At 71.4% G+C, this 22,305-nt stretch carries 19 protein-coding genes and 2 tRNA genes; 5 read left to right on the forward strand and 16 right to left on the reverse strand.

Annotation, left to right across the window (positions count from 1 at the left end; genetic code table 11):
• The 5 genes from ACIBFB_RS19580 to ACIBFB_RS19600 all read right to left on the reverse strand — a co-directional run.
• On the reverse strand, window positions 1–584 hold a 584-nt coding region (locus ACIBFB_RS19580), incomplete at its 3' end, for a ClpX C4-type zinc finger protein (RefSeq protein WP_397232057.1).
• A gap of 291 nt (window positions 585–875) precedes the next feature.
• Window positions 876–1,532: an ATP-dependent Clp protease proteolytic subunit gene (locus tag ACIBFB_RS19585; protein ID WP_397232059.1), complete on the reverse strand. Its 657-nt coding sequence runs from the start codon at window positions 1,530–1,532 to the stop codon at window positions 876–878.
• A 49-nt stretch (window positions 1,533–1,581) separates the two neighbouring features.
• Window positions 1,582–2,145 (reverse strand): ClpP family protease, encoded by a 564-nt coding sequence (locus ACIBFB_RS19590; RefSeq protein ID WP_397232061.1) that lies wholly within the window; start codon window positions 2,143–2,145, stop codon window positions 1,582–1,584.
• A gap of 276 nt (window positions 2,146–2,421) precedes the next feature.
• Window positions 2,422–3,858, reverse strand: coding sequence for a trigger factor (gene tig / locus ACIBFB_RS19595; RefSeq protein WP_397232063.1), 1,437 nt, complete (start codon window positions 3,856–3,858; stop codon window positions 2,422–2,424).
• A 227-nt stretch (window positions 3,859–4,085) separates the two neighbouring features.
• Window positions 4,086–4,160, reverse strand: a tRNA-Pro gene (locus tag ACIBFB_RS19600).
• 114 nt (window positions 4,161–4,274) lie between these two features.
• Here ACIBFB_RS19600 and ACIBFB_RS19605 point away from each other — a divergent pair.
• The 3 genes from ACIBFB_RS19605 to ACIBFB_RS19615 all read left to right on the forward strand — a co-directional run bounded on the left by ACIBFB_RS19605 (window position 4,275) and on the right by ACIBFB_RS19615 (window position 7,067).
• Window positions 4,275–4,348: transfer RNA gene (locus ACIBFB_RS19605), tRNA-Gly, on the forward strand.
• Between the two features lie 235 nt (window positions 4,349–4,583).
• Window positions 4,584–5,087 carry an adenylyltransferase/cytidyltransferase family protein gene (locus tag ACIBFB_RS19610; protein ID WP_397232065.1) on the forward strand — a complete coding sequence of 168 codons (504 nt, stop codon included), beginning with the start codon at window positions 4,584–4,586 and terminating at the stop codon, window positions 5,085–5,087.
• Between the two features lie 117 nt (window positions 5,088–5,204).
• Complete coding sequence (locus ACIBFB_RS19615; RefSeq protein WP_397232067.1) at window positions 5,205–7,067, forward strand: ABC transporter ATP-binding protein; 1,863 nt, start codon at window positions 5,205–5,207, stop codon at window positions 7,065–7,067.
• Window positions 7,068–7,103: 36 nt separating this feature from the next.
• On the opposite strand, the gene ACIBFB_RS19620 is transcribed toward ACIBFB_RS19615, so the two are convergent.
• The 9 genes from ACIBFB_RS19620 to ACIBFB_RS19660 form a co-directional block, all read right to left on the reverse strand.
• Window positions 7,104–7,670 carry a (2Fe-2S) ferredoxin domain-containing protein gene (locus tag ACIBFB_RS19620; RefSeq protein WP_397232069.1) on the reverse strand — a complete coding sequence of 189 codons (567 nt, stop codon included), beginning with the start codon at window positions 7,668–7,670 and terminating at the stop codon, window positions 7,104–7,106.
• 177 nt (window positions 7,671–7,847) lie between these two features.
• The gene (locus ACIBFB_RS19625) at window positions 7,848–8,048 is read right to left on the reverse strand and encodes an antitoxin (protein ID WP_397232071.1); all 201 of its coding nucleotides are present in this window, start codon (window positions 8,046–8,048) and stop codon (window positions 7,848–7,850) included.
• 124 nt (window positions 8,049–8,172) lie between these two features.
• A complete protein-coding gene (mgtE, locus tag ACIBFB_RS19630; protein WP_397232073.1) occupies window positions 8,173–9,516 on the reverse strand; it encodes a magnesium transporter in 1,344 nt (447 codons plus the stop codon).
• Between the two features lie 252 nt (window positions 9,517–9,768).
• On the reverse strand, window positions 9,769–10,872 hold the full coding sequence (locus ACIBFB_RS19635) for a PP2C family protein-serine/threonine phosphatase (RefSeq protein WP_397232075.1): 1,104 nt from the start codon (window positions 10,870–10,872) through the stop codon (window positions 9,769–9,771).
• Window positions 10,873–11,372: 500 nt separating this feature from the next.
• On the reverse strand, window positions 11,373–11,840 hold the full coding sequence (locus tag ACIBFB_RS19640; protein ID WP_397232077.1) for a ribose-5-phosphate isomerase: 468 nt from the start codon (window positions 11,838–11,840) through the stop codon (window positions 11,373–11,375).
• 95 nt (window positions 11,841–11,935) lie between these two features.
• Window positions 11,936–12,079: a hypothetical protein gene (locus ACIBFB_RS19645; protein WP_397232079.1), complete on the reverse strand. Its 144-nt coding sequence runs from the start codon at window positions 12,077–12,079 to the stop codon at window positions 11,936–11,938.
• Between the two features lie 150 nt (window positions 12,080–12,229).
• Window positions 12,230–13,651, reverse strand: a complete 1,422-nt coding sequence (locus ACIBFB_RS19650; protein WP_397232081.1) for an aldehyde dehydrogenase family protein — start codon at window positions 13,649–13,651, stop codon at window positions 12,230–12,232.
• Window positions 13,652–13,725: 74 nt separating this feature from the next.
• Entirely contained in the window at window positions 13,726–13,884 is a 159-nt protein-coding gene (locus ACIBFB_RS19655; RefSeq protein WP_397232083.1) for a hypothetical protein, read from the reverse strand.
• 109 nt (window positions 13,885–13,993) lie between these two features.
• Window positions 13,994–14,623: a DsbA family protein gene (locus tag ACIBFB_RS19660; RefSeq protein WP_397232365.1), complete on the reverse strand. Its 630-nt coding sequence runs from the start codon at window positions 14,621–14,623 to the stop codon at window positions 13,994–13,996.
• 164 nt (window positions 14,624–14,787) lie between these two features.
• Here ACIBFB_RS19660 and pepN point away from each other — a divergent pair, with 164 nt between their 5' ends.
• Window positions 14,788–17,337, forward strand: coding sequence for an aminopeptidase N (pepN, locus tag ACIBFB_RS19665; RefSeq protein WP_397232085.1), 2,550 nt, complete (start codon window positions 14,788–14,790; stop codon window positions 17,335–17,337).
• A 51-nt stretch (window positions 17,338–17,388) separates the two neighbouring features.
• Here pepN and malQ read toward each other — a convergent pair whose 3' ends face one another.
• The gene (gene malQ / locus ACIBFB_RS19670) at window positions 17,389–19,425 is read right to left on the reverse strand and encodes a 4-alpha-glucanotransferase (protein ID WP_397232087.1); all 2,037 of its coding nucleotides are present in this window, start codon (window positions 19,423–19,425) and stop codon (window positions 17,389–17,391) included.
• Window positions 19,426–19,552: 127 nt separating this feature from the next.
• On the opposite strand from malQ, the gene ACIBFB_RS19675 reads away from it, so the two are divergent.
• Window positions 19,553–20,827 (forward strand): MFS transporter, encoded by a 1,275-nt coding sequence (locus ACIBFB_RS19675; RefSeq protein WP_397232089.1) that lies wholly within the window; start codon window positions 19,553–19,555, stop codon window positions 20,825–20,827.
• On the opposite strand, the gene ACIBFB_RS19680 is transcribed toward ACIBFB_RS19675, so the two are convergent.
• Entirely contained in the window at window positions 20,824–22,260 is a 1,437-nt protein-coding gene (locus ACIBFB_RS19680; RefSeq protein WP_397232091.1) for an amidase, read from the reverse strand. The genes ACIBFB_RS19675 and ACIBFB_RS19680 overlap by 4 nt on opposite strands.
• Between the last annotated feature and the right edge of the window lie 45 nt (window positions 22,261–22,305).

The raw sequence follows: 22,305 nt of genomic DNA on the forward strand, positions 1-22,305 counted from the left end.
TTCTCACTCTTACGAGCGACCTTGTCCACCTCGTCGATGTAGATGATCCCCGTCTCGGCCTTCTTCACGTCGTAATCGGCCGCCTGGATCAACTTCAACAGGATGTTCTCCACATCCTCACCCACATACCCCGCCTCCGTCAGCGCCGTCGCGTCCGCGATCGCGAACGGCACGTTCAGGATCCGGGCCAGGGTCTGCGCCAACAACGTCTTACCCGACCCCGTCGGCCCCAACAGCAGGATGTTCGACTTGGCGATCTCCACACCCTCGTCACCGGGCCGCTCCCCCTCCGAACGCACCCGCTTGTAGTGGTTGTACACCGCCACCGACAAAGCCTTCTTCGCCTGCTCCTGACCGATCACGTACGAGTCCAGGAACTCGTAGATCTCCCGCGGCTTGGGCAGACTGTCCCACGTGAGCTCGGTGGCGTCGGCGAGTTCCTCCTCGATGATCTCGTTGCAGAGATCAATGCACTCATCGCAGATGTACACGCCGGGGCCGGCGATGAGCTTCTTCACCTGCTTTTGGCTCTTGCCGCAGAACGAGCACTTCAGCAGGTCCCCGCCGTCGCCGATGCGTGCCACCCAGCCACTCCTCAAAACTAAGGCCGCCCCGTCGGTGCCGCTCACGCGAACCGTGCGGAAGCCGAGCTCCCGATCCCGTCCACGACCGGGGCCACGGACGGGGCGATCTGTGTGTCGCTCTCCGCCAGACTAAGCGAAAAACCGGACCGGCTTCACCACCGGGCTGTCCCAGGCGGGTCAAAGACCGGTCCGGCTCGCACCTTCCGACCCACCGAACTCCCCCGAATCACCGGGAACGGGCGGCCGGACCGGAACGGGCGCCGGCCGCCCTCGGGAGCGGCCGACGGCCCCCTACTTCAGCGACGCCTTGCGGTAGGGCAGGACGAAGTCGATGATTCCGTACTCGACGGCCTCGTCCGCGGTCAGGATCTTGTCCCGCTCGATGTCCTTGGACACCTGCTCGGGCGTACGCCCGGTGTGCCGGGCCAGGGTGGTCTCCAGCTGCGTGCGGATCCGGGTGATCTCGTTGGCCTGGATCTCGATGTCGCTGGCCTGGCCGTGCATCCCCTCGGTGGCGGGCTGGTGGATCAGGATGCGGGAATTGGGCAGCGCGCCCCGCTTGCCCTTCGTGCCGCCCGCGAGGAGGATCGCGGCGGCGGAGGCGGCCTGGCCGATGCAGACCGTCTGGATGTCCGGGCGCACGAACTGCATCGTGTCGTAGATGGCCATCAACGAGGTGAACGAGCCGCCCGGGGAGTTGATGTACATCTGGATGTCCCGCTCCGAGTCGAGCTGCTCGAGCGTGATGAGCTGGGCCATCAGGTCGTTGGCCGACGTGTCGTCGATCTGCACGCCGACGAAGATGATCCGCTCCTCGAAGAGCTTGTTGTACGGGTTCATCTCCTTGACCCCGTACGACGTCCGCTCCACGTAGGACGGCAGGACGTAGCGGCTCTGCGGAGCCATCGAGGCCGCGCCGCCGATGAGACTGGGGTTGAACTCGGTCATTTCACGCCTTCCACGCACTGCGCCGTTCCTGCATCCAGGTCCGACGGGATCAACTCTGCGAACGGTCCGTCGTCACGTCGAGCGTGCCTTCCAGGACCTCGTCGATGAAGCCGTACTCCTTGGCCTCCTGCGCGGTGAACCAGCGGTCGCGGTCGGCGTCCTTCTCGATCTGCTCCGGCGACTGCCCCGTGTGCTCGGCGATCTTGCCGATGAACATCTTCTTCACGTAGAGGAGCTGGTCGGCGAGGATGCGGATGTCGGAGGCCGTGCCCCCGATACCGCCGGAGGGCTGGTGCATCATGACCCGCGTGTGCGGCAGGGCGTAACGCTTGCCCGGGGCGCCGGCGCACAGCAGCATCTGGCCCATGGAGGCGGCCATGCCGATGCCGACGGTGCGGACGTCGTTCGGGATGTACTGCATGACGTCGTAGATCGCCATGCCCGCCGTGACGGAACCGCCCGGCGAGTTGATGTACATGGTGATGTCCCGGTGGCGGTCCTCGGCGGACAGCAGCAGGAGTTCACCGACGAGACGGTTGGCGATCTCGTCGTCCACCTGGTCGCCGAGGAAAACGATTCGCTGGCGCAACAGGCGCTGAGGCGTCTGCTCCATAAAAGGGGAAAGCTGCGAGTCGGACGTACGTGCGTCGAATCGCGGGGACTCTTCAAAGGTCGGCGGCACTCTCGTCACCTGCTCCGGAATCGAAACGGTTGCGATACTGCGACACTAACGCCGACCGGTACCGGGGTTGCACGGATACCGTGCCTGTTCGCTTTGAGCGCAGGGTGGAGCAAGCACCACACGGCGATTTCCTCCACGAGCGAACGAGAACGGGCCCCGCCCGACCCGGAAGGTCGGACGGGGCCCGCGGGCACGCAGCGGCGGGGACTACTTGGCGTCCTCGGCCGCCTCGTCCCCGGCGTCCTCGGCCGCCTCGTCCCCGGCGTCCTCGGTCGCCTCGGCGGCGGCAGCGGCGGCGGCCTTGGCGGCCTCCTCGACGGCGGCCTCGTCGCTCTCGGGCTTGGGCTGCTCGACGACGTTGCCGTCCTCGTCGGTCACCGTGGCCTCGGCCAGGACCAGGTCCATGGCCTTGCCGCGGACGACCTCGGTGAAGGCGACGCGGATCTGGTTGGACTCGACCAGGTGCTGGGCCAGCTGGTCAGGGCTCACGCCCATGCGCTGCGCCTGCTGGAACACGTACTGGCTGAGCTCGCCCTGGTCGGCGCTGAGCTCCTCCTGGAGGGCCAGCTGGTCGAGGATGAACCCGGCCTTGACGGCGGAGCTGGCGCCGGTGGTGAGCTCCTCCTCGAACTCCTCCTCGGTCTTCTCCTGCGACTCGAGGTAGGCCTCCTTGGTGAGGCCGCTCTGGGCGAGCTGCTGTTCGAGGCTCTCGCGGCGACGGGTGATCTCCTCGTCGACGACCGACTCCGGCAGCGGGATCTCGACCGACTCGATCAGCTTCTCCAGGGCCTTGTCGCGGGCCGCGGAGAGCTGCTGGATGCGGCGGACCTCGCCCATGCGGTTGCGCACGTCCCCGCGCAGCTCGTCGATCGTGTCGAACTCGCTGGCCAGCTGGGCGAACTCGTCGTCGAGCTCGGGCAGCTCCTTGACCTTCACGCTGTGCACGGTGACGGTGACGTCCGCCTCCTTGCCCTCGTGCTCGCCGCCCACCAGGGTGGTCTTGAAGGTCGACTCGCCGCCGGCCTCCATGCCGCGCAGGGTCTCGTCGAGGCCCTCGAGCATGGTGTTGGTGCCGACCTCGTAGGAGTAGCCGCTGACCGCGACGTCCTCGAGCTTCTCCCCGTCGATGGCGGCGGAGAGGTCGATCGACAGGTGGTCGCCGTCCTCGACGGGGCGCTCGACGCCGACGAGGGTGGAGAACCGCTCGCGGAGCGTGCTGATCTGCTCGTCGACCTGCTCGTCGGTGACCTCGGCGCTGTCGACGGTCACCTCGATGCCCTTGTAGTTCTCGACCTCGAACTTCGGCCGGACGTCGACCTCCGCGGTGAAGGCGAACTCCTCGTTGTCCTCCAGCTTGGTGACCTCCACGTCGGGCTGCCCGAGCGCGAAGAGCTCCTCCTTCTGGATGGCCTCGTTGTAGAGCTCCGGAACGGCGTGGTTCACCGCTTCGCTGATGACCGCGCCGCGGCCGACGTAGCGGTCGATCAGCCGCGCCGGCGCCTTACCCGGGCGGAAGCCCTTGATCCGGACCTGCTTGGCGAGCGACTTGTACGTCACGTCGAAAGCGTGCTCGAGCTCCTCGAAGGGGACCTCGATGGTCAGCTTGACCCGGGTCGGGCTCAGCTCCTCGACATCGGTCTTCACGGGGCGGTACTCCTAGGTTTGCCGGCTGGTGTCCGCGTCGGCCCGCATGCGCGCCACACACAACGGCGAACGGCACGCGCGCACCCCGGCCAGTCTGGTGACCGCGTTGCCTGGGGTGCCCTGCGACGGGCTGGGACTTACAGTTTCCTGCTGATCGCACCAAGTCTAGGGCAGACAGACAGGGGGCCACGGCGCACGGCCGACGGCCGCTGCCACGGATGGTCTCGTCGGGGTGGCGGGATTCGAACCCGCGGCCTCATGCTCCCAAAGCATGCGCGCTAACCAAGCTGCGCCACACCCCGTGCGAATCACGACGATCGCACACCGGGTGGGTGTGCGACCAACGCTCCGGAGACTGTACTCTTGTCTCCGTCGGCTCCACGAGTCTAGAGGAAACCCAGGGGCTCCGACGCCACGCGGGCGTAGTTCAATGGTAGAACTCCAGCCTTCCAAGCTGGCCATGCGGGTTCGATTCCCGTCGCCCGCTCCACCCGAAGCGAGCCGGTGTCGCAGACACACGGCTCGCTTCGCCGTTCCGCCCCGATCCGGTTCCCGGTGACATCCGACACACCCCGCTCCGCGAAGGCCCGTGCCAAGGCGAATCCGGTTCGGTTCCGGCCCGCTGCGTGGAATAGCCACGCGGAACGGGTACGTTGACCCTTCGGGTGAGCCCGTCGGCGGAACCAGGCACGGGTGCCCTCGACACTCCGCGGAGCGGTGACTGGATGACGGACACGAACGCGACGGGCGGCGCGGTCACCCCCCTCAGCGCGCACTGGTTCGAACCCCACGAGCTTCCCGAGCGGCCGGTCGTGGTCACCGGGGTCTTCGACGTCCTCCACGTCGGGCACGTCCGCTTCCTCCAGAGCATCGCCGAACGCGGGCTGCCGCTGGCCGTCGGCATCGAGTGCGACGAGCGCGTGCGCGCCTGGAAGGGCCCCGGACGCCCGGTCAACCCCGCGGAGGAGCGCGCCGAGACCATCGCCGCCCTCGGCTGCGTCGCGGCCTCCTTCGTCGTCCAGGGCCCGCCCGAGGTGGCCGACTGGGCCGCCTACGCCGACCTCCTGCGCCCCCTGGCCCCCGCCGCCCTGGCCTACACCGAGGGTGACCGCTTCACCCAGGCCAAGATCCGCGGCGCCGACGCCCTCGGCGCGCAGGCCTGGGAGCTGCCCTTCACCCCCGGCCGTTCCACGACGGCCGCGCTGGGCCGCCTCGCCCACTCCCTCTGACCCGGCTGCGGACCCCCCTCCTCCGGGCGGCAGGAGCGCGTCCCGACCTGGGAAGCGGCCGCGCCGCACCGGTGTTGTCGCATGCGTGGCGAACTGGCGAGACGAACGAGGCTGCTCATGATGTCTGGGAGGCCCTCCTACCGGGCCCTGGTCAACGACGGGAGCGCCCGGGGGCACCGACTGCCCCCCGGCATCACCCGCCGCATCATCTCCTACGCCCGCCCCCACTGGCGGGCGATCGCGTCCTACCTCCTGGTCACCGCCGTGGGCGCGGGCATCGTGGTGGCCAACCCCCTCCTGCTGAAGGCGATCATCGACCAGGGCATCCTGCCGGGGAACCGGTCCCTGGTGGTGTGGCTGGCCGTCGCCGCGGCCGGTCTGGCCGTCCTGGAGGGAGTGCTGAACCTCCTCGGCCGGTGGCTGTCCTCCCACATCGGGGAGGGCGTCATCTACCTCCTGCGCACCCAGGTGTTCACCCACGTGCAGCGGATGCCCCTGTCCTTCTTCACCCGCACGCTGACGGGTTCGCTGATCAGTCGGCTCAACACCGACGTGGTGGGCGCCCAGAGGGCGATCACGTCGGTCCTCCAGTCGGTGGTGTCCAATCTGATCAGCGCGACCGCCGTCATCGTGACGATGTTCGCCCTGTCCTGGCGGGTGACCCTGGTGGCGCTGGTCCTGGTGCCGCTCTTCGTCGTCCCGGCGAAACTGATCGGCCGCAGGCTGGCGCACATCTCGCGCGACGCCATGGACACCAACGCCGACATGAGCTCGCTGATGACCGAGCGGTTCAACGTCGGCGGGGCGATGCTGGTCAAGCTCTACGGCCGCCCCGAGGAGGAGTCGGCGGGCTTCGCGCGGCGTGCGAGCCGGGTCCGCGACCTGGGGGTGCGCCAGGCGGTGTACGGCTCGCTGCTGTTCAGCATGCTCGGGCTGATCACGGCGCTGGCCCTGGCGATGGTCTACGGCGTCGGCGGCCTGCTGGCGATCGGCGGCGCCTTCGAGGTCGGCACCCTGGTCGCGCTGACCACCCTCCTCGCCCGGCTGTACGGGCCGGTGACCACGCTGTCCAACGTGCACGTGGAGATCATGACGGCGTTGGTCTCCTTCGACCGGGTCTTCGAGGTGCTCGACCTGAGGCCCGGGATCGAGGAGAGCCCGAACGCGCGGCCGCTCCCGGACGGCCCCCTCCCCGTGGAGTTCCAGCACGTGTCGTTCCGCTACTCGGGCGCCGAGGAGCCCTCGGTCGCGTCCTTGGAGGCGACACCGCAAGCGGTGGTCGACGGCGACACCCAGGTGCTCAGCGACGTGTCCTTCCGCGCCGCGCCCGGCACCATGGTGGCGCTGGTCGGACCGTCGGGCGCGGGAAAGACCACGCTGACCCACCTGGTGTCGCGGCTGTACGACCCGACCGACGGCCGCGTCCTGGTCGGCGGCCTGGACCTGCGCGAGGCCGCGTCGGACTCCCTGCGCGACGCCGTGGGCGTGGTCACCCAGGACGCGCAGCTGTTCCACGACACGGTCGGCGCGAACCTGCGCTACGCCCGGCCGGACGCCACCGACGCCGAACTGGAGGAGGCGCTGCGGATGGCGCGGCTGGGCGCGCTCCTGGAGCAGCTGCCGAACGGTCTGGACACGATGGTGGGCGACCGCGGGTACCGGCTGTCCGGAGGCGAGAAGCAGCGGCTGGCGATCGCGCGGCTGCTGCTCAAGGAGCCGTCGATCGTGGTGCTGGACGAGGCGACCGCGCACCTGGACTCGGGATCGGAGGTGGCGGTGCAGGAGGCGCTGTCGGCCGCGCTCGCGGGGCGTACGTCGCTGGTGATCGCGCACCGGCTGGCCACGGTGCGCGAGGCCGACCAGATCCTGGTGCTCGAGGACGGCCGCATCCTGGAGCGCGGAACGCACGAGGAGCTGCTGGGGCAGGACGGGCTCTACACGGCGCTGTACCGCACGCAGTTCGCTCCGCAGCGCGGATAGCGGCCAGGCCCCGACGGGGGCGGTGAGGAGGCCGCGCTAGCGGTTCTTCTTGCCGCCCTTGCCCGCCTTCTTCCCGGCGTCGCCGCGCTTGGCCTTCCCCTTGCTCCCCTGGGCGGCCCCGCGTGCCTTCCGGGCGGCCTTCTTCCGCGCCTTGCGCTCGGACTTCTCGCGCGCCTTGCTCCGCTCCTTCTTGGCCTTCCTGGCGTTCTTGGCCTTCTTGCGCTTCTTCGGCTTCTTGGCGTCCTTGGAGGTGACGTGGTCGGCCAGGACGCCGGGCAGCGGCGCCAGGCCGGGGCCGCCCCGGAAGATCCATTCGTCGATCGCGCCGACGAGCGCGTCGTCGGTGATCTCCCCGAGCCAGACCGGACGGCCCCCGGCGGCCCTTCCCGCCTGGGAGGGCTGGACGACCACGACGTTGCCCTGGAAGCAGATGCCCAGGCACTTGCTGGTGCGGACGGGGACGGTGCGGCCCGACCGGTCGTCGATGGCGCTGAGCCGCGCCAGCTGCGCCTTGTGATCGACCCCCGGTACCTTCTTCCTCTTTCCGCAGCAGCAGCCGCGGCAGACCGTGAGCTGGCAGGGGCGCCCGCCGAGATCGCTCACACCCGCACCGCCTCACATTAGGTTCGCCTTACCTCACCAGCGTAACCCTGTCACAAACCAGGTTTGACCAGCGGATACGGGGTATCGCCCGGACATCGCGGGCGCGGGAACGCCGAGGGGCGGGCCAGCACGCCCGTGGACGCGCCGTGCCCGCCCCGGATGGGCGAGACTTCTCCCCTACTTCTTCCGGTCCTCCTCCGCACGCTTGCGCAGGTACTCCGTCGCGGCTCCGGCTCCCTTGTCGATCACGTCGTCGTGGGCCCCGCCCGTGGCCTTCTTCGCTGCCTCGGCGGTCTTGTCGACGACCTTGCGCGCCTTGTCGGCGTTGTCGTCGACGGCCTTCTTCAACCGGTCGAACGCATCTCCGGTACCGGACATGGAATCCCCCCTAGATCCGTCCTGCACCTACCGCGATACCCGCTTCACCTGCCGTTCATGCGGAGCGCAGCGGTATCGGCACGGTGTGTACGGCTTCGGTACCGTGCGTACGGGTTCGGACGGCTCAGATGCCCAGGACCGCGCGGGCGATCGAGAAGTAGATGATCAGACCCGTGGCGTCGACCAGCGTCGCGACCATCGGCGAGGAGACCACCGCCGGGTCGACCCCCACCTTGCGCGCGAGCAGGGGCATGGACGAACCGATGACCGCCGCCCACGTGCACACCGCGATCACCGAGCAGGCGACCACGACCGCGACCTCGAACCCGACCAGCAGCGTGCCGATGCCCAGCGCGAGCACGGCCAGCACTCCGCCGAGCAGCAGCCCGACCCTGGCCTCCTTCCAGATCACCGCCGGAAGGTCGCGCACCCGCACCTCGCCGACGGCCAGGGCGCGCACGATCGCGGTGGCCGACTGCGCGCCGACGTTTCCGCCCGTGCCGATGAGCATGGGCACGAACATGGCCAGGGCCGTGACCGCCTCCAGCGTGCCCTCGAAGGCCTGCATCACGTTGACGGTCAGCGTCGCCGCGACGATGAGCAGCATCAGCCACACCACCCGCGCCGCCACCAGGCGCACCACGCCCACGGACACGTAGTGCTCACCGAGGGGGCTGGCGCCGGACTGGCGGGCCATGTCCTCGGAGTCGGCGGCCTCGATGACCTCCAGGGCGTCGTCGAACGTGAACAGCCCGACGAACCGTTCCTCGGAGTCCACCACCGGCAGGGAGACCAGGTTGGCCTCCTGGATCAGGCGGGCGGCGTCCTCGACCGGTTCGGTGGCGCGCACCCGCGGCGCCAGCACGTCGACGATGTCCTTGAGCACCTGCTCGTCGTCGGCGACGACCAGGTCGCTCAGGCCGACCGTGCCCACGAGGCGGCGGCCGTCGCTGACGACCGGGAGGCTGTAGATGGTCTCGGCGTCGGCGCCCCTGGCCCGCACCACCTCCAAGGCGCGGCCCACGGTCAGGTCGCGGTGCAGGATGACCGTCTCCGGGGTCATGTACCGGCCGACGGACTCCTCGGGGTAGCCCAGCAGCGCCGCCGTCATCTTGCGCTCGGCGGGGCTCAGCCCGGCCAGGGCGCGGGTGGCGATCTTGGCGGGGGCCTCCCCGATGAGGCGGGCCCGGTCGTCCGGGTCCATCTCCTCCAGCAGCTCGTGGAAGGCGGTGTCCCGCAGCCCGCCGAGGATGACCTGCTGCTGGCCGGGGTCGAGCTCCTCGAAGACCTCCAGCTCGCGGTCCTTGTCCAGGAGCCGGAAGGGGATGATCGCGTCGCGGTCGGGGATTCGGGTGAGCTCGTCCGCGATCTCGTAGGGCCTGTGTTCGGCCAACCAGAGCCTGATGCCGGTCAGGTCGTTGTTCTCGACCAGTTCGTAGAGCTCTTCAGCGCGCTCGCCGTCTGCCATGCGAAGCACCCCCCTGCGTCTCCAACGCCGCGCGGGACCGCCCGCGGGGCCGCCTGTGTCGTCTCGTCTCCCCCGGTGCGGTACCGCCTTCCCCGAACGGGGTGGTCAGCCGTGCGTGCGACGGCGCCGAGGGGCGGAAGGGAAAGCGGGCACGGCGGCCCGGGGACGTTCGTCGGCCGCGCCGGGATCGGGAGTCGGGTCGACCCTATCGCCCGGAGCCGCCGGGAACCGCACGCGCGGCCCCGTCGGGTGTCAGTCTCGCCAGAGGACCACGAGCGCGCAGTCGTCGTTCTTGTCCTTGCTGAGGACGTCGACGACCTTGCCCGCGCCGGTGGCGAAGCCCCGCGCGACGACCGACTCGGCCACGCCCAGCAGGCGGTCGATCCCGGCGTCGAGGTCCTCGCCGGGCGTCTCGATGAGGCCGTCGGTGCAGAGCATGATGGCGTCACCAGGCCTGAGCTTGCCCTCGACGGAGGTGTAGGTCATCTCCGGGATGACGCCGAGGACCACGCCCTTGGCCTCGGTGGTGCTCCACACCCCGCACCCGCTGTCGTAGTGCAGCGCGGGCGGATGCCCGGCGGAGGCGATCTGGAACTCGCCCGTGTCCAGGTCCACACTCAGGTGCACGGCCGTGACGAATCCCTCACCGCCGCCGTCGCGGATGAGGTAGTCGTTGCAGTGGGCGAGGAAGTCCCCGGGGGGCACGGCGCCGATGAGGCCGCTGAACGCCCCCGAGAGCATGAGGGCCCGGGTCCCGGCGTCCACGCCCTTGCCGGAGACGTCGACCACGGCCATGTCGAGCCGGTTGTCCCGGCGGTTCGACACGACGAAGTCGCCGCCGAAGGACGAGCCGCCCGCCTGGCGCAGGACGGCGGTGCGCCCCCAGCCCGCGGGCAGGTCGGGCATCCGCCCCTGGTGGCGCAGCCGGTCGCGCAGGTCCAGCAGCATCATCTCGCCGCTGAGCCCCTGCACGCCCAGCCGTTCACGCACCCCCGACAACAGGTAGGCCAGCACGGCGGTGACGCCGATGGTGACCAGCAGGCCGGGGCCCACCTGGCCGAAGTCGAGCATGAACGCGACGAAGACCAGGACCGCCGCGACCACGGTGAGCAGGAAGGCCAGACTCTTGCGCTTGAGCAGGAGCCCGCCGGCCAGAACGGTGAGGATGGTCGAGCTGGGCGGGAACCAGCCGGCGGGGCCCCACACGGCGCCCACGCCGACCCCGACCGCCAGGGCGACCAGGGTGATGAGCACGAGCCGGTAGCGGAAGAGCACCTTGCGCCGGAGCACCGCTACGAGCCGCTGCGTGGTCGTACGCAGCAGCCGGGTGGTCTTGGCGGTCGGTGTGGGCTTCATGTATCCCCTGGATCGGCGCGCCCGCGCGCACGCGGGCGGTTCGGGTTCTCGTACGGCACGGCCGCGCTGGGGCGGAGACGTTCGGTACCGGGTCGGGCGGTGGTCGGGTGCGGGGCACGCCCTGGTGACCGTGGCCGGGGGCGCCGACGCGCCGTCACCGCCGCGGAGCGGACGATGAGAGGCTGGCCACTGTGCACGAACTGTAGCGCGGGGGCGCGGGCCAGGCACGCGCAACCAGCGGTGTTCTCTCCCATAACCACAGGTTTAGGTTCATCCGATAACCGAGCGTAGGGATTCGGTCCCTGTTCCTTCAGGGTTCTGGTGGGTTTGCCGGGACGATCATCCTCTCTCGGACACGACCGCCGCTTCCGGGAACGTTCCGGACGCGACCGCAGGTCCCGGACCCGGACTCAGGCTCCCCCGGGATCCGCGCGCACCGGCCCCGGACAGCGGTCCGCCCCCGCGCCGGCACGGCACGGGGGCGGACCGGACCGGAGTACTTACGGAAGCGGCGGGAGCTCGCCCGACTCCTCGTAGGCGGACAGCATGCCGATGCGGCGGGTGTGCCGCTCCTCGTCGCTGTACGGAGTGGAGAGGAAGGCCTCGACGAAGCGGGTCGCCTCCTCCAGCGAGTGCATCCGGCCGCCGATGCCGAGCACGTTCGCGTCGTTGTGCTCGCGCGCCAGGCGGGCGGTGTCCTCGCTCCAGGCCAGGGCGGCACGGACGCCCCTGACCTTGTTCGCGGCGATCTGCTCGCCGTTGCCCGACCCGCCGATCACGACGCCGAGCGAGCCCGGGTCGGAGGCGACGCCCTCGGCGGCGCGCAGGACGAAGGGCGGGTAGTCGTCCACGGCGTCGTAGACGAAGGGCCCGGCGTCGACGACCTCGTGGCCGCGCTCCTTCAACCAGGAGACGAGGTGTTCTTTGAGCTCGTAGCCCGCATGATCTGATCCAAGGTAAACACGCACGTGCCCAGTTTGGCAGGTCACACGGGCCACCCGCGCCGCGCCCCGCCCCATCCGGCCTGGACGGGCGGGGCGCGGAAGGGTTCGGGTGGAACCCCTCAGGAGGTGGCGACGGCCGCGACGCTCAGTCCGAGGGCGGCGAAGAGCGCCATGGAGACCAGGGAGACCAGGTTGTACACCAGGATCGACCTGAGGTCCTTGCCGAGGGGACCTGCCTTGGAGACCGCGGGCTTGTTGCTCAACTCACACCTCATCAGGGTTCGACCGGGGGATATCCGGTCCGCATCTTTCCACACCCCACAACGCGCCGTTCACCGGGGCCGATTCCGCGCGAACGGCGTCGACGGGTGTGACTCGGCGCATATCCGATCCGTCGCCGGGCGGGCGCGCGGTCAGAGTTGGACCGCCTTGACCTCGAAGAACTCGTCGAGGCCGTGCAGTCCCCACTCGCGCCCGTTCCCGGAACGCTTGTAGCCGCCGAAGGGCGCGCGCGGGTTGAGGGCGCCGCCGTTGACCTCCACCTGCCCCGCGCGCAGCCGCCGGGCGACGGACAGGGCGCGGTCCGGGTCGGCCGACCACACGGCCGCGTTGAGCCCGTACACGGTGTCGTTGGCGACGGCGACCGCCTCCTCCTCGGTGTCGTACGGGATCAGGCACAGGACCGGGCCGAAGATCTCCTCCCGCGCGATCCGCATGCCGTTGTCCACGTCCGCGAAGACGGTCGGGCTGACGTAGTAACCGCGCGTGCGGCCCTCGACGGGTCCGGCTCCGCCGGTGACCAGGCGGGCGCCCTCCTCCACGCCGACGCGCACGTACTCGCGGACGCGGTCGAGCTGGGCGGCCGAGACCAGCGGGCCCATACGGGTGGACTCGTCCTCGGGGTCCCCGGGGACGTACCTGGCCGCGGACTCGGCGGCCAGGCGCACGGCCTCGTCGTAGGAGTCGCGGTGCACGAGCATCCGGGTGAGCGCGTTGCAGCTCTGCCCGGTGTTGCGCATGACGTCGGCGACGCCGCGCTTGACCGCCTGGACGAGGTCGGCGTCGGGCAGGACGACGTTGGGCGACTTGCCGCCCAGTTCGAGCGCGACCCGCTTGACGGTCTCGGCGGCGACCTGGCTGACCCGGATCCCCGCGCGGGTCGAGCCGGTGAAGGACACCATGTCGACCCGCGGGTGGGCGGCGATCGCCTCGCCGACGACCGGACCGGTCCCGGACACCAGGTTGAACACGCCCGCGGGCAGGCCCGCCTCGTGCAGGACCTCGGTGAGCGCGTACGCGGACAGCGGCGCGACCTCGCTCGGTTTGAGGACCGCGGTGTTGCCCGCGAGCAGCGCGGGCACGACCTTGAGCACGATCTGGTGCAGCGGGTAGTTCCACGGCGTGATGGCGCCGACGACGCCGACGGGCTCGCGCACGATGAGCGAGTTGCCCTGGCGCTCGCCCTCGAAGTAGCGGTCGCCGACCTCCTCGACCAGGTCGACGAAGGTGCGGAACATCAGGGCGGGCAGGCCCGCCTGGACCTTGCGCGCGAACCCGGCGGGCGCGCCCATGTCGCGGGTCAGGATCGCGGCGACGTCGTCGACGCGGGCTTCGTACAGCTCCAGCGCCTTGGCCAGGTGCGTCACCCGCTGGCCCGGGGTGAGCGCCGACCACGCGGGCAGGGCCGCCGACGCGGCGGCGACCGCCGCGTCGACGTCCTCGGCGGCTCCGGCCGGAACGGTGTCGATGACCTGCTCGGTCGCCGGGTTGAGCACGTCCAGGCCCTCGCCGGAGGCGGACGCGCGCCAGGCGCCGTCGATGTAGAGGGATCGCATGCCCCCACTCTCGCAGAACGGGATTCTGGTTGGCCAGCGTCGAGAGCCGGGCCGGTGGAATCCCGGACGCGGGATCAGTCCCAGTGCGGCGGGCGCTCGTCGACGAGCCGCGCGGTGTCGTCGTCGCCGCCGTCCTCACCCCAGCCGAGGGGCCGCTCGTCGCTGGTGGTGTCGGGCAGGATGTCGAGGTCGTCGAAGAAGTCGACCCTGCGGTCGCCGTCGGGTCCGGACACGGCCACGCCCCCTGTTCGATCCGTCTGTCGCGTCCGCGGCGCGGACGGTTGGGCGGAGGTACCGGGCGGGCTGGCCGCCCGCCCGGATCCGACCTTAATCGAAAGTCGGCTAGTCGAAGCTCGGCTCGACGGTGCGGGTGCGCTTGAGTTCGAAGAAGCCCTCGACCCCGGCGACCAGGCGGACGCCGTCCCAGAGCCTGGCGGCCTCCTCGCCGCGCGGGGTCGGGGTGACCACGGGGCCGAAGAAGGACACGCCCTCCACGCTCACGACGGGCGTGCCGACGTCCTCGCCGACCAGCCTCATGGCCTCGGCGTGCGAGGCGCGCAGCGCCGCGTCGTACTCGGTGGACTCGGCCGCGGCGGCGAGCTCCACCGGCAGACCGGCCTCCTTGAGCGCGTCCCGGTAGGTGTCCGGGGTGCGCGGCTCCCTGTCGTGGTGGAACCGGGTGCCCAGGGCGGTGTACAGGTCGCCCAGCACCTCCGGGCCGTGCTGCTGCTCGGCGGCGACGCACACGCGGACCGCGCCCCACGCCGTGTCGAGCAGGCTGCGGTACACCTCCGGCAGCCCCTCCTTGTCCTCGTTGAGCACCGACAGGCTCATGACGTGCCAGCGCACGCGCACCGGACGCACCTTCTCGACCTCCAGCAGCCACCGGGAGGTGATCCACGCCCAGGGGCACGCGGGATCGAACCACATGTCGGCGTAGGTGACGTCGGGTTCTACGGGGGACTGCGTCATCATCGCTCCTCGTCGCTGTGGGCCACCCGGCCTCGCCGGGTCCGCCGAGAGTGGACAACCAGCAGCACGGGTTGCGCATTCCTCGCCGGCGCGTGGCAGGATCGAAGCCGAGTGATGACGACGATTCCGGCCGGCGACGACGGCGGCCGTGAAGGGAGCGTGGCGTGGCGGGGAACCTGACACGGGACGAGGCTCGGGAGAGGGCGCGGATTCTGAGCGTCGACTCCTACGCCGTGGAGCTCGACCTGACCACGGGCGAGGAGACCTTCCGGTCCACCACCGTGATCCGTTTCTCCAGCTCGGAGGCGGGCGCCCGGACGTTCGTGGACCTGACCGCCCCCAGGGTGCTCTCGGCCCGGCTCAACGGCCGCGAGCTGGACCCCGGGGAGCTGTTCGACGGTGAGCGCCTGATCCTGCCCGAGGTGGCCGCGGACAACGAACTGACCGTCGTGGCCGACGCCGCCTACATGCGCACCGGCGAGGGTCTGCACCGGTTCGTCGACCCGGTGGACGCGTCGGTGTACCTGTACACCCAGTTCGAGACGGCCGACGCGCACCGCATGTACGCGTGCTTCGACCAGCCCGACCTCAAGGCGACCTTCGAGCTCGCGGTGTTCGCTCCCGACTCGTGGCACGTGGTGTCCAACAGCGCCCCCGACGCCGAGCGCGAGGCCACCGGCTCCGAGGGCCGGGTGCGCTGGCACTTCCCGCCCACGCCGGTGATGTCGACCTACATCACCGCGCTCATCGCGGGCCCGTACCACGTGGTGCGCGACGAGCACGACGGCATCGCTCTGGGGCTGTTCTGCCGCGCCTCCCTGGCCGAGCACCTGGACGCCGACGCCCTGTTCGACGTCACGAAGAAGGGCTTCGACTTCTTCCACGGGCTCTTCGACCTGCGCTACCCCTTCGGCAAGTACGACCAGCTGTTCGTGCCGGAGTTCAACGCGGGCGCGATGGAGAACGCGGGCGCCGTCACGTTCCTGGAGGACTACGTCTTCCGGTCCCGCGTGACCGACGCCCGGTACGAGCGGCGCGCCGAGACCATCCTGCACGAGATGGCGCACATGTGGTTCGGCGACCTGGTCACCATGCGCTGGTGGGACGACCTGTGGCTCAACGAGTCCTTCGCGACCTACGCCAGCGTCTACTGCCAGGCCAACGCCACCCGGTGGACGGACGCGTGGACGACCTTCGCCAACGTGGAGAAGGCCTGGGCTCTGCGCCAGGACCAGCTGCCCTCGACCCACCCCATCGCGGCCGACATGGTCGACATCCAGGCCGTCGAGGTCAACTTCGACGGCATCACCTACGCCAAGGGCGCCTCGGTGCTCAAGCAGCTCGCGGCGTACGTGGGGGTGGACGCGTTCTTCGCGGGGGTGCGCGCCTACTTCAAGGAGAACGCCTTCGGCAACACCGAGCTGAAGGACCTGCTGCGGCACCTGGAGGCGGCCTCGGGCCGCGACCTGTCGGGCTGGTCGCGCGAGTGGCTGGAGACCACGGGCGTCAACACGATGCGCCCGGACTTCGCGGTCGACGGCGACGGGAACTTCACGTCGTTCGCGGTCGTGCAGGAGGCCGCCGAGGAGCACCCGACGCTGCGGTCGCACCGGCTGGCGATCGGTCTGTACGACCGCACCGGGAACGGCGTCGTGCGCCGCGAGCGCGTCGAGCTCGACGTCAGCGGCCCCCGCACCGAGGTTCCCGCACTGGTCGGCGAGGCGCGGCCGGACCTGGTCCTCATCAACGACGACGACCTCACCTTCACCAAGATCCGTCTGGACGAGCGGTCCCTGCGCACCGTCGTGGAGGGCGTCGGGGAGATCGCCGACTCCCTGCCGCGCGCGCTCGCCTTCGGCGCGGCGTGGGACATGACCCGCGACGCCGAGATGGCCGCCCGCGACTACGTGGAACTGGTCATCTCCGGGATCGGCGGCGTGGACGACGTCATGGTCGCCCAGACGCTGCTGCGCCAGGCCGCCGCGGCCCTGATCAACTACGCCGACCCCGCCTGGCGCCCGATCGGCTTCGAGCGGCTCGGGGACCGGCTCCAGGAACTGCTCAACACCGCCGAGCCGGGCGGCGACCTCCAGCTCGCCTACGCCAACGCCCTGGCCGACTCGGCGCGCACGGACGCCCACCTGTCGCTCCTGCGGGGGCTGCTCGACGGGGCGATCACCGTCGACGGCCTCACGATCGACACCGACCTGCGTTGGACGCTGCTGCGCCGTCTGGTCGCCCAGGGCCAGCTCGGAGAGCCGGAGATCGCCGCCGAGCTGGAGTCCGACCCGACCGCGACCGGCCAGCGCCACGCCGCCGGCGCCCGGGCCGCCATCCCCACCGCCGAGGCCAAGGCCACCGCGTGGGAGCGGATCGTCGGCGCCGACCTGGCCAACGCGGAGTTCCGCGCCACGCTGCTCGGCTTCACCGAGCCCGGCCAGGCCGAGCTGTACCGCCCGTACATGGAGAAGTACTTCGCCCAGCTCGCCCCGGCCTGGGAGAAGTGGACGGGCGAGTTCGCGCAGAGCTTCGCCGAGATGATGTACCCGAGCGGGCTGGTCGAGGAGGCGACGCTGGAGCGCACCGACGCCTACATCGCCGAGCACGACCCGGCTCCGTCACTGCGCCGCCTGCTCGTGGAGGGCCGGGCCGGTGTGGAGCGCGCGCTGCGTGCCCGCGCCAAGGACATCGCCACGGGCCAGAGCAGGGTCTAGGGCATGACCGCGCCCCGGGGACGCGGAGTGCGTTCCCGGGGCCGCCGGCGCCTAGAGCATGCGGCCCTGGCCGCCGCCGACCGGGCCCAGGGTCCGGCGGATGCGCGCCACCGTGCGCGGGTCCGCCAGCAGCTCGTCGACGAGCACCGGCTCACCCTCACCGCTGGTGAGCGGGATCCGCCAGTTCGGGTACTCCGTGCTCGTGCCCGGCTGGTTCTGCATACGCCGCTCCCCCACCACGTCGGTCAGCGCCACACCGATCATCCGCGCGGGGGTGGCCACCAGGTAGGCGTGCATCGCCGCCACCACCGAGGCGGGGTCGGTCACCGGATCCACGTCCTCGTCCAGCAGCCCCAGCTCCACCAGCAGCGACCGCCAGCGGTCCACCCGCGCCTCCGACTCGGCCAGTTCCTCGTCCAGGGGGCGGTCGAGCAGCCCCAGCCGGTCGCGCAGCTCGACGTGCTCGCCCGACAGGAACGACGCCACCGGGGGCAGGTCGTGCGTGGCGACCGTGGCCAGGCAGTCGGCGCGCCACTCGTCCGGGGAGAGCGGCTCACCCTCGGAGTCCTGCTCGAACCACAGCACGGAGGTGCCCAGGATCCCCCGGTCGCGCAGGTGGTCGCGGACCCAGGGCTCCACGGTGCCCAGGTCCTCGCCGACCACCACCGCGCCGGTCCGCCGGGCGGCGAGCAGGAGCGAGCCGACCATGCCCTCGTGGTCGTAGCGGATGTAGGTGCCCTCGTCCGGGGTCGCCCCCTCGGGCACGCACCACATCCGGAACATCCCCATGACGTGGTCGACGCGGACGCCGCCCGCGTGCCGCAGCGACTGCCCGACGACCTGGCGGAAGGGCGCGTAACCCAGCTCGGCGAGACCGCGCGGGTGCCAGGGCGGCTGCCCCCAGTCCTGCCCCCGCTGGTTGAACTCGTCGGGCGGCGCCCCCGTGTGCAGACCGGCGACCAGCGCGCCGCCGTACATCCACGCGTCCGCGCCGCCCGCCTGCACGCCGATCGCCAGGTCGTGCACGATGCCCAGGTCCATGCCTCCGCCGCGGGCGGTGATCTGCGCCTGGGCGAGCTGCTCGTCCAGGACCCACTGGAGCCAGCGGTGGAACTCCACCTCCGGCCACAGGCCCAGCGCCTTCTCCCCCACCGCGTGCGCGCCGACGTCGCGCAGCTGGGCGGGCCAGGTCCGGAAGTCGTTGCCGTGCTCCTCGGCGAGGGCGCACCAGGTGGCGAACTCGACGAGGGGTCGGCCCTCGCGCTGCAGGTAGGAGCGCAGCGCCGCCTCGCGGCCGGGCGCCCGCGGCACCTGGAAGAGCACTTCCAGAGCGGTGCGCTTGGCGCCCCAGACCGCGTCGCGGTCCAGCAGGTCCGCGGTGCGGCCCCGTTCGCGCAGGGGCCGGGCCAGGCGCTGGATGCCCTCGCGCTGGGCCGGGTCGAGCCGGGCGTACTCGGGGATGTCCTCCACCCGGACGTACAGCGGGCTGGCGTAGCGGCGGCTGACCGGCAGGTACGGCGAGGGTTCCACGCGACCGACGGGCTCGGAGGCGTGCATCGGGTTGACCAGGACGAAGTCGGCGCCGAGGTCCCGCGCGCCCCAGTCGGCGAGCTCGGCGAGGTCACGTAGGTCACCTGTGCCCCATGAGGCACGGGAACGGACACTGTAGACCTGCGCCATGAGCCCCCACAGGCGCCGGTTCCCGCGCAGGGCGCTGGGCTCGATCCGGTCGGGGACCACGAGCAGGGGCGCGTCGTGTTCGGCGCCGCCGTCCTCGACGCGCAGCGTGTGCACTCCGAGCGGGAGGCCCGGGTCGAAGGGCAGCAGGGACCCGTCGCCGGTCTCCACGGTGCTGCGCGCGCCCTCGGGGAGGACCAGGTCGGGCGCCTTGCCCTCGCGGACGACGACGGCGGGCGGCAGCGGGCTCCGTCTGGTCGCGGGGACCGGGTGCTCGGGGTCCACCCCCAGCGCCGCCAGGACGTGGCGGATCGTGTCGGGGCTGACGGGCACGCGTCGGCCCCGCCAGTCCTCGTAGGCGGTCGCGACTCCGTACTGCTCGGCCACGCGGGCCAGCTGAACGTCCCTCACAGCAATCGATCATGCCCTAACCCGGGCCGCGTACACCGCAGGACCGCGCGGCGTGGGGCCAGAACGTCTCCCGGGGCAACCGTAAATCCCATCGCCGTACGTCAGCGGCCTGTGCATAATGAACGGGGTGCTGTCCAACTACCGGCGTGTCTTCGCCGTTCCCCACGTCCTGTCGCTGCTGACCTGGTCGCTCGTCGCCCGTTTCTACTTCCCCGGGCTGATGATCGCGGTGACGTTCCTCGTCGAGGACTGGACGGACTCCTACACCTACGCCGGGGTGGTGGCGGGCGCGTTCACGTTGGGCCTGGCGGCGGTCGGCCCGCTGCGCGGACGGATGGCCGACCGGGGCGACAGCGACCGGCTGGTGCTGGTCTGCGGTGCGGTGTTCAGCGCCGGGCTCCTCGCCCTGGCCCTGTTGCCGGGCCCGCTGTGGTGGCTGGCGGTGCCGCTGGCGCTCGTCACGGGGGCGTTCGGCTCCCCCGCCAACCAGATCGTCCGCGCCCTGTGGCCGCGGTTGACCTCCGGCGCGGAGCGCAACGCCATCTACGCGGCCGAGGCGACCACGCAGGAACTGCTCTTCGTCTTCTGCCCCGTGCTCACCGCGGGTGTGGTGGCCTTCGCGGGTCCCCGGTGGGCTCTGGGGCTGCTGTCGGTGCTGGCCCTGGCGGGAGCGGTGGGGTTCGCGCTCTCCCTGCGCCGCGCCGGGGTGACCGGCCCCGACCCCGCGCGGCGGGACGCCGGGCCCACGGGCGCGGCGCCCCGGAGGAGTCTGCTGCGCTATCCGGCGCTGTGCGTCCTGCTGCTCATGTCGCTGCTGCTGGTCTGCGGCATCGTGGGCGTGGACCTGGTCATCGTGGCGTGGGCCAACGAACTGGAGTCCCCGCAGTACGTCATGGTGCTGGCATCGGTGTGGGCGCTGGGCTCGCTCGTCGGCGGGGCGGTCGCCGGAGGATTGCGGGGGCGGCCGCGCCTGGTGCGGCGGAGCGTGGCCGCCGCACTGGGACTGGCGGTCCTGGTGCCGTTCATGCCTCCGGTCGTCCACCTGTCCACCCCGCTGTGGATCACCCCGCTGCTGTTCCTGTCGGGGGTCGCCATCGCGCCCACGGTGGCGGCGGCGATGGGGCGGCTCGGCGAGGTCTCCCCCTCCGACCGCCGCGCCGAGGCGTTCGGCTGGCTGGCCTCGGCCATGGGTGTCGGCAGTGCGTTCGCGGGGCCGATGATCGGTGCGCTGATCGACGGCCTCGGGGTGGCGGGCGGAGCGGCGGGCGGAGCGGCGGTGGCCCTGCTGGCCGCCGGGCTGAGCGTGTTCGTCCCGGCGGCGGCGAGCACGGCCACCGCCGGGGCGGCGGGGCCCGGTGCGCCCGGGACGAGCCCGGCCGCCCCGGCCGTCGGGGACGCCTAGTCGACCCCTGGCGGGACGCGGTGCGCCCAGGGGCGGGCCGCCTCCAGCTGCGCCGCCAGCGACAGAAGTGTGCCCTCGCCGCCCATCCGGCCGGTGAGCATGACGCCGATCGGCAGCCCGTCCGGGGACCAGTGCAGGGGGACGCTGGCCGAGGGCTGGCCGGAGACGTTGTACACCGACGTGAACGGGCAGAACTCGGTCATGCGGAGGAACTCCTCCTCCGGACCGTCGTGGTCGAAGTGCCCGATCGGGACCGGAGGCAGTGCCAGGGTGGGGCTGAGCAGCACGTCGTAGGGCTCGGTGGCGGCGATCAGCGAACGCACCCCCCTCTGGAGGCGGGCGCAGGCCGCGACGTAGGCGGAGACGGGGGTGGCGCGCGCCCGGTCGCGCAGCCAGCGGGTGATCGGCCTGAGCTCGTGTTCGCGGGCGGGGTCCACGGGGCTGGCCGAGGCCATCGCCGCCCAGAGCACGCCGAAGTCCTCCGCGAAGGTTCCGCCGAAGTGGGCGTCGCCGGGGGCGGGGACCTCCTCCACGTCGTGGCCGAGTCCGACCAGAAGACCGGTGGCCGCGTCGTAGGCCGCCAGGACGTCGGGGTGGACGGGGGCTCCCGTGCTTCCGGCGTCGGCGTAGCGGCCGACGCGCAGCCGGCCGGGGTCGCGGCGAGCGTGGTCGGCGAAGGTCCCGCCCGGTGCGGGCGTCGGGGCGGTGTACAGGTCGCCGGGCCGCGGGCCCGCCATGGCGTCGAGCAGGAGCGCGGCGTCCAGTACGGTCCGGGCGAGGGGTCCGGCCGAGGACAGGCCGAGGAGGTCGGGCCTGAGCGGCCCGGCGGAGATCCGTCCCCGTGTGGGCTTGAGGCCGACCAACCCGCACGCGCTGGCGGGGATGCGCAGGGATCCGCCGCCGTCGCTCCCGTGCGCGGCGGGCGCCAGACGGGCGGCGACCGCGACGGCGGCGCCCCCGCTGGAGCCGCCGGGTGTGCGGTCGGTGTCCCAGGGGTTGCGGCTGGGCGGGGCGACGTCGTTCTCCGTGTAGCAGGTGCACCCGAACTCGGGCGTGTTGGTCTTGCCGAGGAGGAGGGCGCCCGCGGAGCGCAGTGCGGCGACCGCGCCGTCGTCGAGCGGGGCCGGCTCGGGGTCGACGGCGCGTGAGCCGAAGGTGGTGGGCGCTCCGGCCATCAGGTCCAGGTCCTTGATGGGCAGGGGTACTCCCAGGAGGGGCGGCAGGGCGTCCGGCGTGTCGCGCATGACACGCTTCTCCGCGTTGAGGGCCTGTTCGACGACCTGTTCCGGACCAACCGTAATGAACGCGCCGAAGGTGGGATCGAGCCGTTCGATCCGCTCCAGACAGTGCTCAGCGATCTCACGAGGGGACAGTTCGCGACTGCGCACCAGGTCGGCGAGTCGGTGTGCCGGAAGTTCGTGGATCTGGGTCATGATCCACCAGATTAGCGGGCACGTCACGGGGCACCACTGCCGTGG

It is taken from the genome of Nocardiopsis sp. NPDC050513, from assembly GCF_044457925.1.
Lineage (GTDB): Bacteria > Actinomycetota > Actinomycetes > Streptosporangiales > Streptosporangiaceae > Nocardiopsis.